Source organism: Polaromonas hydrogenivorans (genome assembly GCF_040105105.1).
Taxonomy (GTDB): domain Bacteria; phylum Pseudomonadota; class Gammaproteobacteria; order Burkholderiales; family Burkholderiaceae_C; genus Polaromonas; species Polaromonas hydrogenivorans.
Window position 1 is genome coordinate 3,549,414 of sequence record NZ_CP157675.1, and the last position, 15,650, is coordinate 3,565,063.

General features: G+C 61.7%; 16 protein-coding genes. 4 read left to right on the forward strand and 12 right to left on the reverse strand.

Annotated elements, in window-relative coordinates:
- Positions 1 to 120 precede the first annotated feature (120 nt).
- The 8 genes from ubiB to ABLV49_RS17155 all read right to left on the reverse strand — a co-directional run bounded on the left by ubiB (position 121) and on the right by ABLV49_RS17155 (position 9,550).
- Complete coding sequence (gene ubiB, locus ABLV49_RS17120) at positions 121 to 1,674, reverse strand: ubiquinone biosynthesis regulatory protein kinase UbiB (protein WP_349278319.1); 1,554 nt, start codon at positions 1,672 to 1,674, stop codon at positions 121 to 123.
- A complete protein-coding gene (locus tag ABLV49_RS17125) occupies positions 1,671 to 2,390 on the reverse strand; it encodes a ubiquinone biosynthesis accessory factor UbiJ (RefSeq protein ID WP_349278321.1) in 720 nt (239 codons plus the stop codon). Before ABLV49_RS17125 ends, ubiB begins: the two co-directional genes overlap by 4 nt.
- Before the next feature lie 90 nt (positions 2,391 to 2,480).
- Complete coding sequence (locus tag ABLV49_RS17130) at positions 2,481 to 3,467, reverse strand: Tim44 domain-containing protein (protein ID WP_349278323.1); 987 nt, start codon at positions 3,465 to 3,467, stop codon at positions 2,481 to 2,483.
- Between the two features lie 58 nt (positions 3,468 to 3,525).
- Positions 3,526 to 4,257 (reverse strand): bifunctional demethylmenaquinone methyltransferase/2-methoxy-6-polyprenyl-1,4-benzoquinol methylase UbiE, encoded by a 732-nt coding sequence (gene ubiE / locus ABLV49_RS17135; RefSeq protein ID WP_349278325.1) that lies wholly within the window; start codon positions 4,255 to 4,257, stop codon positions 3,526 to 3,528.
- Positions 4,258 to 4,267: 10 nt separating this feature from the next.
- Positions 4,268 to 4,681, reverse strand: coding sequence for a DUF971 domain-containing protein (locus ABLV49_RS17140; RefSeq protein WP_349278327.1), 414 nt, complete (start codon positions 4,679 to 4,681; stop codon positions 4,268 to 4,270).
- Positions 4,682 to 4,719: 38 nt separating this feature from the next.
- Positions 4,720 to 5,148, reverse strand: coding sequence for an HIT family protein (locus ABLV49_RS17145; RefSeq protein ID WP_349278329.1), 429 nt, complete (start codon positions 5,146 to 5,148; stop codon positions 4,720 to 4,722).
- A gap of 2 nt (positions 5,149 to 5,150) precedes the next feature.
- Positions 5,151 to 9,065 carry an FAD/FMN-binding oxidoreductase gene (locus ABLV49_RS17150; protein ID WP_349278330.1) on the reverse strand — a complete coding sequence of 1,305 codons (3,915 nt, stop codon included), beginning with the start codon at positions 9,063 to 9,065 and terminating at the stop codon, positions 5,151 to 5,153.
- Between the two features lie 194 nt (positions 9,066 to 9,259).
- Complete coding sequence (locus ABLV49_RS17155; RefSeq protein WP_349278332.1) at positions 9,260 to 9,550, reverse strand: hypothetical protein; 291 nt, start codon at positions 9,548 to 9,550, stop codon at positions 9,260 to 9,262.
- Between the two features lie 111 nt (positions 9,551 to 9,661).
- Between ABLV49_RS17155 and hemA the strand changes: the two genes are divergently transcribed.
- The 4 genes from hemA to grxD all read left to right on the forward strand — a co-directional run bounded on the left by hemA (position 9,662) and on the right by grxD (position 13,601).
- A complete protein-coding gene (gene hemA, locus ABLV49_RS17160) occupies positions 9,662 to 10,951 on the forward strand; it encodes a glutamyl-tRNA reductase (protein ID WP_349278334.1) in 1,290 nt (429 codons plus the stop codon).
- A 95-nt stretch (positions 10,952 to 11,046) separates the two neighbouring features.
- Positions 11,047 to 12,168 (forward strand): peptide chain release factor 1, encoded by a 1,122-nt coding sequence (prfA, locus tag ABLV49_RS17165; RefSeq protein WP_349278336.1) that lies wholly within the window; start codon positions 11,047 to 11,049, stop codon positions 12,166 to 12,168.
- A gap of 96 nt (positions 12,169 to 12,264) precedes the next feature.
- Positions 12,265 to 13,158, forward strand: coding sequence for a peptide chain release factor N(5)-glutamine methyltransferase (prmC, locus tag ABLV49_RS17170; protein WP_349278338.1), 894 nt, complete (start codon positions 12,265 to 12,267; stop codon positions 13,156 to 13,158).
- Positions 13,159 to 13,271: 113 nt separating this feature from the next.
- Complete coding sequence (grxD, locus tag ABLV49_RS17175) at positions 13,272 to 13,601, forward strand: Grx4 family monothiol glutaredoxin (protein WP_011800187.1); 330 nt, start codon at positions 13,272 to 13,274, stop codon at positions 13,599 to 13,601.
- A 39-nt stretch (positions 13,602 to 13,640) separates the two neighbouring features.
- Here the strand turns inward: grxD and ABLV49_RS17180 are convergent, their stop codons facing one another.
- The 4 genes from ABLV49_RS17180 to coaE all read right to left on the reverse strand — a co-directional run bounded on the left by ABLV49_RS17180 (position 13,641) and on the right by coaE (position 15,646).
- Entirely contained in the window at positions 13,641 to 13,901 is a 261-nt protein-coding gene (locus ABLV49_RS17180) for a hypothetical protein (protein WP_349278339.1), read from the reverse strand.
- Positions 13,902 to 13,974: 73 nt separating this feature from the next.
- Positions 13,975 to 14,181 (reverse strand): DNA gyrase inhibitor YacG, encoded by a 207-nt coding sequence (locus ABLV49_RS17185; protein WP_349278340.1) that lies wholly within the window; start codon positions 14,179 to 14,181, stop codon positions 13,975 to 13,977.
- Positions 14,182 to 14,239: 58 nt separating this feature from the next.
- A complete protein-coding gene (gene zapD, locus ABLV49_RS17190; RefSeq protein ID WP_349278342.1) occupies positions 14,240 to 14,995 on the reverse strand; it encodes a cell division protein ZapD in 756 nt (251 codons plus the stop codon).
- A gap of 39 nt (positions 14,996 to 15,034) precedes the next feature.
- On the reverse strand, positions 15,035 to 15,646 hold the full coding sequence (gene coaE / locus ABLV49_RS17195; protein ID WP_349278344.1) for a dephospho-CoA kinase: 612 nt from the start codon (positions 15,644 to 15,646) through the stop codon (positions 15,035 to 15,037).
- Positions 15,647 to 15,650 lie beyond the last annotated feature (4 nt).

The window sequence follows — 15,650 nt, forward strand, 5'->3', positions numbered from 1 at the left end:
GCTCGTTTTCCGGGAGTTTGCCGACTGCAAAGGCCAGGCGGCGCAAAGCTTTCAATTATAGGGCTTGCCCTGCCAAAGGCATGGCAGCGCAACGGCGTTGCAACCCAGGCATGGCAAGCCTCAAAACAGCCGGATGCGCAACACAAGCTGCATGAAAATCAGCCCAAGCACAAAACCAAGCCCTCCATAAATCAGGCTTTGCAGCAGTTTGTTCGACCGCTTCTGTTCTGCAAGCAATTCACTCAGGTCGCTACGGCTGACTGCAGGGCCGGCCTTCAGGTACTGCGCCATCAGGCGCGGCAGCATGGGGAGCAGCTTGGCATAAGAAGGTGCTTCCGCCTTCAGTTGGGCCAGCAGTTTTTCAGGGCCGACCTGCTCCAGCATCCAGCGCTCCAGAAAAGGTTTGGCCGTGCTCCAGAGATCCAGGTCGGGGTCCAGCTCGCGCCCCAGGCCTTCAATATTGAGCAGCGTTTTTTGCAGCAGCACCAGTTGTGGCTGGATTTCCACCTGAAAGCGGCGCGATGTCTGGAACAGCCGCATCAGCACCATTCCGAGCGACAGATCCTTGAGCGGGCGGTCGAACATCGGCTCGCAGCAGGCGCGAATCGCGGACTCCAGCTCATCGACGCGAGTCGCCGGCGGAACCCAGCCCGACTCGATGTGCAGTTCGGCAACGCGCTTGTAGTCGCGCTGGAAAAACGCGCTGAAGTTTTGCGCCAGGTATTCCTTGTCCACCTCGGTCAGCGTTCCCACGATTCCGAAATCGAGCAAAATATAGCGCCCGAAGGTTTCCGGCGCCAGGCTGACCTGGAGGTTTCCCGGATGCATGTCGGCATGAAAGAAGCCGTCGCGAAACACCTGGGTAAAGAAGATGGTGACGCCATCGCGCGACAGTTTCTTCATGTCCACGCCGGCATCGCGCAGGCGCTGGGTCTGGCCAATGGGCACCCCGTGCATGCGCTGCATCACCATCACATCGGGCATGCAGTATTCCCAGTACATTTCCGGGATCATCACCAGGTCAAGGCTTTTCATGTTGCGGCGAAGCTGTGCCGCATTGGACGCCTCGCGCAGCAAATCGAGTTCGTCATGAAGGTATTTGTCAAACTCGGCCACCACCTCGCGCGGCTTCAGGCGCTTGCCATCGCTTGACGCGCGCTCAACCCAGCCCGCCATCATGCGCATCAGCGCCAGATCCTTCCTGAAAGCCCCGACCATATTGGGCCGCAGCACCTTGACGGCAACCTCGCGGCCACCGGGCAGGGTGGCGAAATGAACCTGGGCAATGGAAGCGCTGGCCACGGGCGTTTGCTCAAAGCTTTCAAAGATGCGGTCCAGCGGCCGGCCAAAGGAATTTTCAATGATCGCCACCGCCACGGCAGACGGAAATGGCGGAACCCGGTCCTGCAGGCGCGCCAGCTCATCGGCAATATCGGGCGGCAGCAGGTCGCGGCGGGTGGACAGAACCTGGCCAAACTTGACAAAAATCGGACCCAGATGTTCGAGCGCCTGCCGAAGGCGTTCACCCCTGGGAGCCTTCAGGTTGCGCCCGACCGACACGATGCGCGTCAGCAGGCGAATCCACGGTTTTTCAAAACTGGACAGCACCAACTCGTCCAGACCAAACCGCAATACGGTCCAGACAATGAAAATCCCCCTGAAAATCCGGCTCATGCAGACGCCTTGGGCGGGATTGGGATTCCCGCGCCTGTCGCGTCACTCGTCCCGGCCTCATCACGATGCACTGGCGTTGCATGCGTCCCTGGCAAGCCAGGCTCGGGGGCGTCACGCACGGGACTGGCTTGAGAAGCCGGGGGGACCGGTACCACGGAAGCTTTCGTGGGCTCTGGCGGTGATGCTGCCGCCTGCGCTGACGGGGACAGCGGCCCCTTGGCCAGAAACTGTTTCAGGCCTGACGCCAGCCGCCTGCCGGCATCGGCCAGCGCATGGGCTGGTGCATCCCCGATCAGGCGGGACAAATCTTCTTCCGCATCCCAGCGCAGGTTTTCAGCCAGCCAGCCAATGTCGGCAGCCAGTTGCACATCGCCCTCGATCTTGACCGGAGGCGCCTTGCCTGCCAGCGCCGCCTGCACAACGGCCAGCGGCGACTCGGCAGCCACTGTCAGGACAAGATCAGGTTTGGAAAAAGCAGGGGCGCGATCTGCAAGACCGGCGGGAGTTACTAGTAAATCAATAGCAAACATGCCCCACCGCAAATGCACAACACGGCCTTTTTGACGTAAAAGGCGCTCCTGGGCCTGCTTTTCCTGCAGGAGAACATGGTTGAGAAACAGCACCAGCCGCTGCTGCCCTTCATCGACCACCCAGGCGGGCGGCTGAAAACGGGTGGCGATGGATTCCAGAAAAGAAAAAGGGGACGTGTTATTCATACGTCCCCGATTTTGCAGGATAAAAGGCCGTCCGAACCCAATGCCCTTGCGTTGGCCTTTAGCCGCTTATTGATTTTTCCGTGGCAAAGCTCACTGCAGGGCCTGGACACCGGCGACCAGCCATCCGCTGCCGCCGCTTCGGGGCTTGGTCATGTTCCAGACTTCCCGGAACGGGCTGGCGCCGGACGAAGCGTCTTCCTTGATCATGCCGGAGAACTCGACGCTGGCCATGTACACGTCGCTCATTTCCTCAATACCCAGCAACTGGGCATTGAGCATCACGACTTCGGTCTTGTTGTTCACGCCGCCGGTATGGGTTTCACGGTCTGCCAGTTGCGTCTTGATCTGCTCCAGCATGTCATCCGTCATCATGGAGCGCAGGTTCTGGATGTCCGAACGGTCCCAGGCGTCCTGCAAGGTCACGAAATTGGCCTTGCAGGCCTTGAGGAAGCCGTCAGCATCAAAGCCGGCAGGCACGCCCCAGGATTGCGAACCGGCCAGACCGGAGCCAATCATGGACCCGCCAGCGGCAGGGGCCGTGCCCATGTTGTCAAACAGCGTTGTGTTGCGCTCCCAGGGCCGCGCTGAAGCGTCGTTGCCCACGTTGGATGGGCTGTAGTTGCGCGGTGTCGAGGCCTCGGCAGCATTGCCTGCGCCCTGGAAGGCGAAAGGCGGCTGCGAGCGGGTCGCGCCTGGTGCGCTGGCGCCGCGTCCCTTGAGCTTGCGCATGACGAAACCAATCACCACCATGACCACCAGCGCCAGCAAGGCAAACATGATGATCTGGCTGAAAGCGCCGCCCAGGCCCAGCGATGAAGCCAGCCACGCCAGACCCAGGCCAGCGGCCAGGCCACCCAGCATGGCGCCCCACGGCTTTTTCGGTGCCGCAGCAGCAGCGGCACCGGGCGCGGCCGGGGAATTGGTCGCATTGTTGGCTGGCGCCTGACGCTGCGTCACATTGGACGACTGTTTGCCAATGGAACCACCACCGCCCAGACGCTTGGCATCGGCTGCCGTGCCGGACAAAAGAAGGGTTACCGCAAACACTGCAGAAAGAAATACCTGCCAAATTTTCATTTTGTCTCCTTGAATCAAACCAAATAAAACTGATCACGGCATGGAGCCGAAAAATCCGTCAACACTTGATTCCAACATGCAATGCCACCACCCCGCCCGACATGTTGTGGTAATCCACATGACCAAAGCCAGTATTTCGCATAAGGGTTTTAAGCTCTTCCTGGCTGGGATGCATGCGGATCGACTCGGCCAGGTACTGGTAGCTGGCATCGTCGTTGGCCACCAGCTTGCCGATTTTTGGCAAGACCTTGAACGAATACCAGTCATAAATTTTTTCGAGCGGCTTGGCGACCTTGGAAAATTCCAGCACCAGCAGCTTGCCGCCAGGCTTGAGCACGCGGTTCATTTCCCGCAAGGCCACGTCCTTGCGGGTCATGTTGCGCAGGCCGAAAGCCACCGTGACGACATCAAAACTGGCATCGGCAAAAGGCAGTTTCTCGGCGTCGCAGACCAGCGTCGGCAGGCATACGCCAGCGTCGAGCAGGCGGTTGCGCCCTTCCCTGAGCATGGCTTCGTTGATGTCGGTATGCACCACGCGGCCGGTGGCGCCGACCTTGGGCGCGAACGCCAGCGCCAAGTCGCCCGTGCCGCCCGCGATGTCCAGCACCTGCTGGCCTTCCCTGACGTTGGCGACCAGTACGGTGTAGGCCTTCCAGGCCCGGTGCAGGCCCATCGACATCAGGTCGTTCATCACGTCGTACTTGGGAGCGACAGAGTCGAACACGCTGCGCACGCGGCGCGCCTTGTCCTGCTCATCGACCGATTCAAAACCAAAATGGGTAGTAGTCATAAAGTGAATTTCAGTGAGTGCTGCAGCCATGTCCGCCAGCGACCACCATGGGCGCATCGCGCTCCACACCAGCCGCTTGCAGCCGGCGGTTGTAATCGTCCCAGAGCCGGCTTTGCTCGGCGCCCAGATGGTACAGATAGTCCCAGGTGAAGAGCCCGCTCTCGTGGCCGTCGGAAAACACCGGCTTGACCGCGTAGTTGCCAATCGGCTCCAGTTCCACCACATTGACCTCACGCTTGCCGGTCTGCAATATTTCCTGCCCCGGTCCGTGGCCCTGCACTTCTGCCGAGGGCGAATAGATACGCATCAATTCAAACGGGATTTTGAATTGCGCGCCGTCTGAAAAGGCAATTTCGAGAATGCGCGACTGGCTATGCACCGTCAGCGCCGTGGGGGTCGGCGACCCGGCTTGAAGACCTGCCATGAAGATGCCTCGCTTTTTTGAAAATAGGTTGGAGCGCTTCAAAGCGCCATTTTTTCGGCAATCAGCCGGTTGATTTCAAGACACTGCGATGCGACAGCAGCCACCTGCGCCTCATCAACCGGGCGCTGCGGCACACTCCAGACCGGCGCCGGAAAGTGGCTGTCCCAGTCGAAACGGGCAATCACATGCCAGTGCAGATGTGGCACCATGTTGCCCAGGGCGGCCAGGTTGATCTTGGCGGGCTGCAGTTCGCTGCGCAGCACCTGCTCGACCTTCACAACGGCATGCATGCAAATCTGTCGCTCAGTCGCCGAAAGGTCGGAAAACTCGGCCACATGCCGGTTCCAGACCACACGGTAAAACGCCGGAAAACCGGCTTCATCCGCCTGGATGATGCGCAAGTCGTGATTGCGAAACACCAGCAAACCACCGTCGGCTTCGCACAGCGGGCAAGCGTGTTCATTCATGGCTAGACCAGTACCCGTTCAATCCCGCCGTGGTTGGCCAGCGCCACATAGTCAGGCAGCCATTCCTTGCCCAAAATCTGGTTGGCCATTTCCACCACGATGTAATCGGCTTCGAGCAGGCCGTTTTGCAGGTCGTTGCCGTAGCGGGTCAGGCCCTGCAGGCAGCTTGGGCAACTGGTCAAAATCTTCACATTGCCCGTTTCGGAAACGGCCCCGGAAGCGCGCAACTGGGCTTCGCCCTTGCGGATTTCCTCTTCCTTGCGAAAGCGCACCTGCGTCGAGATGTCCGGCCGGGTCACGCCCAGCGTGCCCGATTCGCCGCAGCAGCGCTCGCTTTTGAGCACGTTGTCGCCGACCAGCGCCTTGACGGTTTTCATCGAGTCGCCCAGCTTCATCGGGTTGTGGCAAGGCTCGTGGTACAAAAAGCCGGGCTGGTTCGCCGGCAGGGTGATGCCTTTTTCGAGCAGGTATTCATGGATGTCGATGATGCGGCTGCCGGGGAATATCTTGTCGAACTGGTAGCCCTGCAGCTGGTCGTAGCAGGTGCCGCAACTGACCACCACCGTCTTGATGTCGAGGTAGTTCAGCGTGTTGGCAACCCGGTGGAACAGCACCCGGTTGTCGGTGATCATCTTCTCGGCCTTGTCAAAGTCGCCGCTGCCGCGCTGCGGATAGCCGCAGCACAGGTAGCCCGGCGGCAGCACGGTCTGCACGCCGGCATGCCAGAGCATGGCCTGCGTGGCCAGTCCGACCTGGCTGAACAGCCGTTCCGAGCCGCAGCCCGGGAAATAAAACACCGCTTCGGTTTCCGCCGTCGTGGCTTTCGGGTTGCGGATGATCGGGACGTAGTCCTTGTCCTCGATGTCCAGCAAGGCGCGCGCGGTTTTTTTCGGCAGCCCGCCGGGCATCTTCTTGTTGATGAAGTGGATGATCTGTTCCTTGACCGGCGCCTTGCCCACGGTGGCGGGCGGAAGGGCCGTCTGCTTCCTGGTCACGCTGCGTAGCACGTCATTGGCCATGCGCTGGGCCTTGAAGCCGACATCAACCATGGCCGTGCGCATCACCTTGATGGTTTGCGGATTGGTGGCGTTGAGGAAGAACATCGCCGCCGCATTGCCGGGACGGAACGACTTCTGGCCCATCTTGCGCAGCAGGTTGCGCATGTTCATCGACACCTCGCCGAAGTCGATATCGACCGGGCACGGGTTCAGGCACTTGTGGCAGACGGTGCAGTGGTCGGCCACGTCCTCGAACTCCTCCCAGTGCTTCAGGCTGATGCCGCGCCGGGTCTGTTCCTCGTACAAAAAGGCCTCGACCAGCAGCGAGGTCGCCAAAATCTTATTGCGCGGGCTGTACAGCAGGTTGGCGCGCGGCACATGCGTGGCGCACACCGGCTTGCATTTGCCGCAGCGCAGGCAGTCCTTGACGCTGTCGGCAATCGCGCCGATGTCGCTTTGCTGCATGATCAGCGACTCGTGGCCCATCAGCCCGAAGCTGGGTGTGTAGGCATTGGTCAAATCAGCCGTTAGCGCAGGTCCAGCATGCACAAGGTGCTCCTGATTTCGAAGCAGCTTGCCCTTGTTGAAGCGCCCTTCGGGATCGACCCGTGCCTTGTAGTCGGTGAAGGGCTGCAATTCCGCGTCGGTCAAAAATTCGAGCTTGGTGATGCCGATGCCGTGTTCGCCCGAAATCACGCCGTCCAGCGAGCGCGCCAGCACCATGATGCGCGCCACGGCCCCGTGGGCGGCTTGCAGCATCTCGTAGTCGTCGCTGTTGACCGGCAAATTGGTGTGGACGTTGCCGTCGCCAGCATGCATGTGCAGCGCGGCCCAGACCCGGCCCTTGAGCACGCGCTTGTGAATCGCGCTGCACTCCTCCAGGATCGGCTTGAACGCGCCGCCGCTGAAAATGGCCTGCAGCGGAGCGCGGATCTGCGTTTTCCAGCTCGCGCGCAGCGTGTGGTCCTGCAGTTGCGGGAACAGCGTGGCCACGTCCTGCAGCCAGCCGGACCACAGATCGCGCACGTCGGCAACCAGCGCAATCGCCTGCCCTACCCGGTCTTCCATCAACTCGGCCGAAGGAATCTCGCTGGCGTCCTCGGCCTTGCCCAAAGGCAGATTGCCCTTGCGGAAAAATGCGTCCAGTTCATCGCACAGCTTGATCTTGTTGCGCAGGCTTAGCTCGATGTTGATTTGCTCGATGCCGTCGGTGTATTCGGCCATGCGCGGCAACGGAATCACCACGTCTTCATTGATCTTGAAGGCGTTGGTGTGGCGCGAAATGGCCGCCGTTTTCTTGCGGTCCAGCCAAAATTTCTTGCGCGCCTCGGGGCTGATGGCGATGAAGCCTTCGCCGCTGCGCGAATTGGCGATGCGCACGACTTCGCTGGTGGCCCGCGCCACCACATCGGCATCGTCGCCGGCAATGTCGCCAATCAAGACCATTTTCGGCACGCCCGTCGCGCCCTTGCCATCGCCGCCGCGCTTGGACTTGGTTGCATAGCCGACGGCGCGCAAATAGCGGTCGTCCAGGTGCTCCAGCCCGGCCAGGATCGCACCGCCGCGCTTTTGCTCGGCGAACATGAAATCCTTGATCTCGACGATGCTCGGCACCGCGTCCTTGGCGTTGCCGAAAAACTCCATGCACACCGTGCGCGTGTGCGCCGGCATGCGATGCACGATCCAGCGCGCGCTGGTGATCAGGCCGTCGCAGCCTTCCTTCTGGATGCCCGGCAGGCCGCTCAAAAACTTGTCGGTCACGTCCTTGCCCAGGCCTTCCTTGCGGAAAGTCTTGCCCGGAATGTCGAGCCGCTCGGTGCGGATTGGCGTCTTGCCGTCGGCTTCAAAGTAATTCAGGTCAAAGCTCGCCATCTCGGCGTCGTGGATCTTGCCCAGGTTGTGGCCGACGCGGGTGACTTCCAGCCACTGGGCGTCAGGCGTGACCATGCGCCACGAGGCCAGGTTGTCCAGCGCCGTGCCCCACAGCACGGCCTTCTTGCCACCCGCGTTCATGGCGATGTTGCCGCCAATGCACGACGCTTCGGCCGAGGTCGGATCGACCGCGAACACAAAACCGCCGCGCTCGGCCGCATCGGCAACGCGCTGCGTCACCACGCCCGCTTCGGTCCACACCGTGGCGACCGGCTTGTCTAGGCCGGGCAGCGAGACCATTTCGACCTCGGTCATGGCTTCGAGCTTTTCGGTGTTGATGACCGCCGACTTCCAGGTCAGCGGAATCGCGCCGCCGGTGTAGCCGGTGCCGCCGCCGCGCGGGACAATCGTCAGCCCCAGCTCGATGCAGGCCTTGACCAGCCCGGCCATTTCGGTTTCCGTATCCGGGGTCAGCACCACGAACGGGTATTCGACGCGCCAGTCGGTCGCGTCGGTCACATGCGAGACGCGCGACAGGCCGTCGAACTTGATGTTGTCCTTCAGGGTCAGTTTGCGCAGCTTGCGCTCGGTCTGCTGGCGCAGGCCGGCGACTTCCTCGAACGAAGCGGAGAATCGGCCCACGGCCGCCCTCGCACCCTGCATCAGTTCGCCGACGATGGCGTCGCGCTCGCTGTCCACATGGGGCGTGCGGCGCTTTTCAATTTCTCCCAAGCGGTGCTGAAGCGCTTCGACCAGCAGCTTGCGCCGCTTGGGGTTGTCGAGCAGGTCGTCCTGCAGATAAGGGTTGCGCTGCACCACCCAGATGTCGCCCAGCACTTCATAAAGCATGCGGGCCGAGCGGCCGGTATGGCGTTCGCCGCGCAGCAGGTTGAGCAGATCCCAGGCGCGGCTGCCCAGCAGGCGGATCACCACTTCCCGGTCGGAAAACGAGGTGTAGTTGTAGGGAATCTCGCGGATGCGTGCTTCGGGCTGTTTTGCGCCGTCGGCGAAAACATTCAATTCTTGGAGGGTAGTAGGTGCGTTCATCGTGAAATTTCAGCGGCTTCGGACCCACGTCCAGCGCTGTAGCCCGATATTATCGCAGCGCACCTTTTATGGGCGCCTGGCCAGAATGACCCCATGGAAACCCGCTTGCCCTGCGACTGGGTGGAAATCGCGCCCGCCGTTTTCTTGATGCAGGTCAAGCATTCGGTCGGGATTTATTCCGGAAAAGCCTTGCGCTATCTTTTCCAGCCGCCCAGCTGCAACCACTGGCTGGCCGCCATGGCCACCACCAGAACGACATAAGTCAGCATCTTGCCATCGTGGCCCAGCAGCACCAATCCGGCCACCAGAACGCCCGAACCAACTATGAAATTAATAGCTGCCTGCGCATACCACACATGCGCAAACGGCCGATTTGATCCAAAAAATCCAGAAAAAAGACGTGCCAGCACGACCAGCAGCAAGGCGATCAGCGCGGCAGGCGCCAGCAGGTTGAGCAAGTGGTTGACGAGCAGGTAAGCGGTCATGTCGGCAAGTCAGTCGTCGAGGAAAAGCGCCAAAAGCGGCGGATATAAATGCCCAAAAGGAGATTGTGACCGGGCATCCCGCCCTGGCCACTTCAATTTTATAATCAGCAAATGTCAGTCTGGGCCCTGGGGCTAAACCATCACACCGCACCGCTGGATTTGCGCGGGCGCTTCGCGTTCGCCATCGACCAGATCGAGCCGACCCTGCGCGGCCTGCGCGCCTCGCTGGCGCGCCAGCCCGAAGCCACGCTGCTGTCCACCTGCAACCGCACCGAGATCTACTGCGCCGGCGACACCAACGACCTGGACAGCACCATGGAGTGGCTGGCGCACAACGGCGGCGTCTCGCCTTCCCTGCTGCGCGCCCATGCCTACACGCTGCAGGACGACCAGGCCGCGCGCCACGCCTTCCGGGTTGCCAGCGGGCTGGACTCGATGGTGCTGGGCGAGCCGCAAATCCTCGGCCAGATGAAGGACGCCGTGCGCGCCGCCGAAGACGCCGGTGCCATGGGCACCACGCTGCACCAGTTGTTCCAGCGCTCTTTTGCCGTCGCCAAGGAAGTGCGCACCAGCACCGAGATCGGCGCCCACAGCATCAGCATGGCGGCAGCCGCCGTGCGGCTGGCCGGCCAGCTGTTCGAAGACCTGGGCGACATCAAGGTGCTGTTTGTCGGCGCCGGGGAAATGATCGACCTGGCGGCCACCCACTTCGCCGCCAAAAACCCCAAGGCCATGGCGATTGCCAACCGCTCGCTGGACCGTGGCGAAAAGCTCGCCAGCCGCTTCGGCGCCGAGGTCATGCGCCTGGGCGACCTGCCCGGCCGCCTGCATGAATTCGATGCGGTCATCAGCTGCACCGCCAGCACCCTGCCCATCATCGGCCTGGGCGCGGTCGAGCGCGCCCTGAAACGGCGCAAGCACCGGCCGATGTTCATGGTCGATCTGGCCGTTCCGCGCGACATCGAGCCCGAAGTCAAGGAACTGTCCGATATTTACCTCTACACCGTCGATGACCTGGCGCATGTGGTGCAGACCGGCCGGGACAGCCGGCAGGCGGCGGTGGCCGAGGCCGAGGTCATCATCGACGCAGGCGTGCAGAACTTCATGCACTGGCTGGACCAGCGCGGCAGCGTGCCGCTGATCCAGCAGCTCAATGCGCAGGCCGATGCCTGGCGCGCTCTAGAGATCGCGCGCGCCAAAAAGCTGCTGGCCAGGGGCGAGTCGATTGAAGAGGTGCTCGAAGCCATGAGCCGTGGCCTGACGCAAAAAATGCTGCACGGCGCGATGGCCGAGCTGCATGCGGGCGATGCCAGCAGCCGCGAAGCCACGGCGCGCACCGTGTCCAAGCTGTTTCTGCGCGGCCAGATGCCCAGGGCGGCGACAGAACGCAAAGAGCGTTAGCGCCAAGCCTTCGCTTTATCGCTGCGGCCGCTGGCCCGCGCCCTCCTGCCGGCAAACCGCCGGCAGTTTCTCCGAATTTTTTCTTTGCTCCGCCCATGAAACCCTTTCTCCGCTACACCCTGGACCGCCAGCTTCTGCGCCTGCATGAACTGGACGCCCTGCTCTCAGCCAGCGACGTGGTGAGCGACCTGGACCGCTTTCGCGCCCTGACCCGCGAACACGCCGAGGCCAGCGTCGTGGCCGAGCAGTACAACCGACTCACCGCCCGCGAGGCCGACCTGGCCAGCGCCGAAAGCATGCTGGCTGAGGCCAAAAACGATCCGGACATGGCGGAAATGGCCGAGGAGGAAATCAACGCCGCCAAAACCGATATTGCGCAACTCGACGAAGCGCTGCAGCTGATGCTGATTCCGAAAGACCCGGATGACAGGCGGGCGGCCTTCATTGAAATCCGCGCCGGCACGGGCGGCGACGAATCGGCGCTGTTCGCCAGCGACCTGTTTCGCCTCTACACCCGCTTTGCCGAGCGCAAGCGCTGGCAGGTCGAGATCATCAGCGAGTCGCCGAGCGAGCTGGGCGGCTACAAGGAAGTGGTGCTGCGCATCGACGGTCCGACCGACGCACTGGGCGTCGGGGTCTATGGCAAGCTGCGCTTCGAGTCGGGCGGCCACCGCGTGCAGCGCGTGCCGGCGACCGAAACCCAGGGCCGCATCCACACCAGCGCCTGCACCGTGGCCGTGCTGCCGGAGCCCGATGAAACCGTCGCCATCCAGATCAACCCGGCCGATTTGCGCATCGACACCTACCGCGCCAGCGGCGCCGGCGGCCAGCACATCAACAAGACCGACTCGGCCGTGCGCATCACGCACCTTCCGACCGGCATCGTCGCCGAATGCCAGGAAGGCCGCAGCCAGCACGGCAACAAGGCCCAGGCGATGAAGGTGCTGACCGCGCGCATCCATGAAAAGGAACGCTCGGCCCAGGCCGCCAAGGACGCGGCGATGCGCAAGGGCCTGATCGGCAGCGGCGACCGCAGCGACCGCATCCGCACCTACAACTTCCCGCAGGGGCGGCTGACCGACCACCGCATCAACCTGACGCTGTACAAGCTCTTGAGCATCATGGAAGGCGACCTGGACGATGTCATCACGGCGCTGCAGGTGGCGCGCGGCGCCGAGCAATTGAACGAACTGGAAACGGCGAACAACGGCGGCTGATGGGCCAAGCCCTGTTTTTTTATATCAAATCGCCCTCTTGCGCCGTACCCACAAGCACATATAGCTATTATTTTTATAGCAAAACAAGGCCAGACCGTGAATCCCATCACTTGCGCACAAGCCCTGGCGGCAGCCCAGCATACCGGCCTGGACCGGCTGGATGCCCAACTGCTGCTGCTGCACGCGCTGGGCAAACCCGCCAGCGCCCGGTCCTGGCTGGTGGCGCACGATACCGACGAGCTGGCGCAGGAGCTTGCCGAGGCGTTCCGCGCCCTGAGCCTGCGCCGGGCCAGCGGTGAGCCGCTGGCGTACATCGTCGGCAGCAAGGAGTTTTTCGGCCTGGCGCTGCAGGTGGATGCGCGCGTGCTGGTGCCCCGGCCCGATACCGAAACCCTGGTGGAATGGTCGCTGGCCGTGCTGGAAACGTCGGGCTTGATGCCGGTTTTGAAGGTTCTCGACCTCGGCACCGGCAGCGGCGCGATTGCCCTGGCCATTGCGCACAGCCTGAAGGCGGCGGGCCGCGAGGCGCAGGTCACGGCGGTCGATGCGAGCGCTGATGCGCTGGATGTCGCCCGTGAAAACGCCCGGCGGCTGGGCCTGACCGTGGCGTTCATTGAAAGCTCCTGGCTGCAAGGGGTGAATGGACGCTTTCACCTGATCGCCAGCAATCCGCCCTATATTGCCAGCGCCGACCCGCATCTGGCCGCGCTGACGCACGAACCGCCGCAGGCGCTGACCGCCGGCGCGGACGGGCTGGACGACATCCGGGACATCATTCAACAGGCGCCAGATCACCTGCTGCCCGGCGGCTGGCTGCTGCTGGAGCATGGCTACGACCAGGCTGTCCGGGTGCGCGAATTGCTGGCGCGGCAAGGATTCCTGCAAGTGCAGAGCCGACTGGATCTGGCTGGCATCGAGCGCTGCTCGGGCGGGCAATGGCCGCCCGAGCAGACAATTCCTGTCGGGCACGGGACATCTGACAGAAAGTGATAATCTGGCCTTGGAATTCCTGCATTCAAATTCCATGTATTCATCGTTCCGGCCCCATCGCCGGTTATTGACTTTACGGCCTGGCAAGGCCTTTTCACCCGAAGGATTTCAACATGAGCCATACCGACCCGACCCAGCAGCGCATTGAGCAGATTGTCAAATCTAGCGATGTCGTTCTTTTCATGAAGGGCACGGCCCAGTTCCCGATGTGCGGTTTTTCCGGACGCGCCATCCAGGTGCTCAAGGCCTGTGGCGTGACCAAGCCCGCAACGGTCAACGTGCTGGAAGACGAAGGCATCCGCAACGGCATCAAGGAATACAGTAACTGGCCGACCATTCCCCAGTTGTATGTGAAAGGCGAGTTTGTGGGCGGCTCCGACATCATGATGGAGATGTACCAGAACGGTGAACTCCAGGAGATGCTGGGCACCCCTCAAGCCTGAACAAAAAATGCCCGTGATGGGCATTTTTTGTTGTTCAGTTCAGGTGGTATAGCCTGAGCAAGCACCGGCGTTGACCCGGCCCTTGCACTCGCGCTTCAGGCGGTGGCTTCGCTCCTTGGTCGTTTCCGCGGAACCCGGCAGGAACCGGATCTGGCCGCGAGCACCGGCCTTTTTCTGGGTCTTGGCTGCAACCGCCTTGCCGCCGGAATCAGAGGCTGGCGTACCGGCATGGGCGCTGCCGATCAGCGCGGCGACCATGAACAACACGGTCCAAACCAGCCTCGGCACGATATGTTTCATTTTTATCTCCCTGTATCGATATGGTTACTGCAGCTCCTGCCTCATTTCCCGGTGTGAAGGTCTGGGCAAGATGTCAGTGCAGTTTCGGGTCGCCATAGGGCTGGTCATCGGGCGGTGTATCGGCAGGCAGACGAAAGTCTTCGCTGGCCCAGGCGCCCAGATCAATGTTCTTGCAACGCTCGCTGCAAAAGGGACGAAATGGATTGCTGGGCGCATAAACGCTGGGGCCACCGCAACCGGGGCACGCCACCTGCTTGACAGTCAATGGGTCTTTTTTCATGGCTTGAAATAAGGCTGGAATAGCGCTGGATACCAAAGATGTGCCTGGCCGACGCAACTCAGTTGCACAGGGTCAAATCGAACACCGTGTCGCCAGTGCTGGTATGCAGGCGGCCATCGCTTTCCTGGGACATGAAGCGCACTGACACCATCAGCCGGTTGCAGCTGATTTCGGGAATCACCGGCAGGCGAGAATCCAGTCGCAGCCGCAACAACTGGAAAGTTCGCCCCTGTGGCAGCATTTGCTGGTATTGCCCGGCCGGCGCAATCACTTTTTGCGGCGCACCCGAGTCACGCACCATCCTGAGCAGCAGGCGCAGGGACTCGGCCAGCGGCACCAGCGGCGACACCCAGCGCTGCAGGTCGTTCTGGCGAATGTTAACCCCCAGATGCTGCCAGGCATGGTAGGCCGGCAAATCAAATTCACAGGTGCCACCAGGAATGCCGACGCGGCTGCGAATGCTCATCAGCCAGTCGTTTTCCGTCAAGGACTGCCCGACCTTGCCCGGCAGTTCATTGAGGCTGGCAAAACAACCGTCGAGCTGCGCGGTGATGTCGTCGAGCACCTGCTCGGAAATGACCGGATTGCCGCGATAGCCATTGAGCTGATGCTTTTGCTTTTCAATATCCTTGAGCACATCGGTTTTCAGATCTGCCCGCGCGCCGACATCCATGATTTCAAAAATGGTGGTCAGCGCATGGTGATGGTCGATGGCGCTTTCCCGTTTCACCAGTTCGGCCAGGCGAAAAAACAGGTGCTCGAGTCGCAGATAGGTACGTATGCGCTCGTTAAAGGGATGCTCGTAAAGAATCACGGAACTGGTTTTCCTGGCTTCAGTGGGTATGTTTTGTCATCATAGCCCGAAGCGAGAAGCCAACTGGCATACCAGCCGCTCCAGGGCTTGCAGCGACAAATCTTCGTTACAAATACAGCTATCAGCCGCCGCCAGCCTTTGCGCGCGGCTGGCCTGTCCGGCGATGATTTTCTCGACGACCTCGCGCGCAAAGGCATTTCTAGCCATGACACGGGCAATTTGCGTCTCTTGCGTGCAGTCCACCACCAGCACACGGTCGAGCTGCTGACGCCAGCGCCCTGACTCCACCAGCAGGGGAATATCGAACAGGATGCAGGCGCGACCGGCTTGCACGGCCGCACGCGCTTGCCGAATGGATTCCTGGCTGATCAAAGGATGAATGATGGCTTCGAGTTGCACCTTGACAGCCGGGTCGCTAAAGGCCAGTTGGCGCATCCGGTCACGGTCCATCGCGCCCTCTGCCGTGATCGCCTGAGGTCCGAACTGGCTTGCCAGTTCACCGATTGCCGCCCCGCCGGGCGCCGTCAATTGCCGGGAAATCGCATCGGCATCGATCAGCGCAGCGCCACGGGCCACTAACATGCCTGCTACCGTGCTTTTGCCGCTGCCTATGCCGCCTGTCAGGCCAATGCGCTGAATAGGCGGATGCATCGGC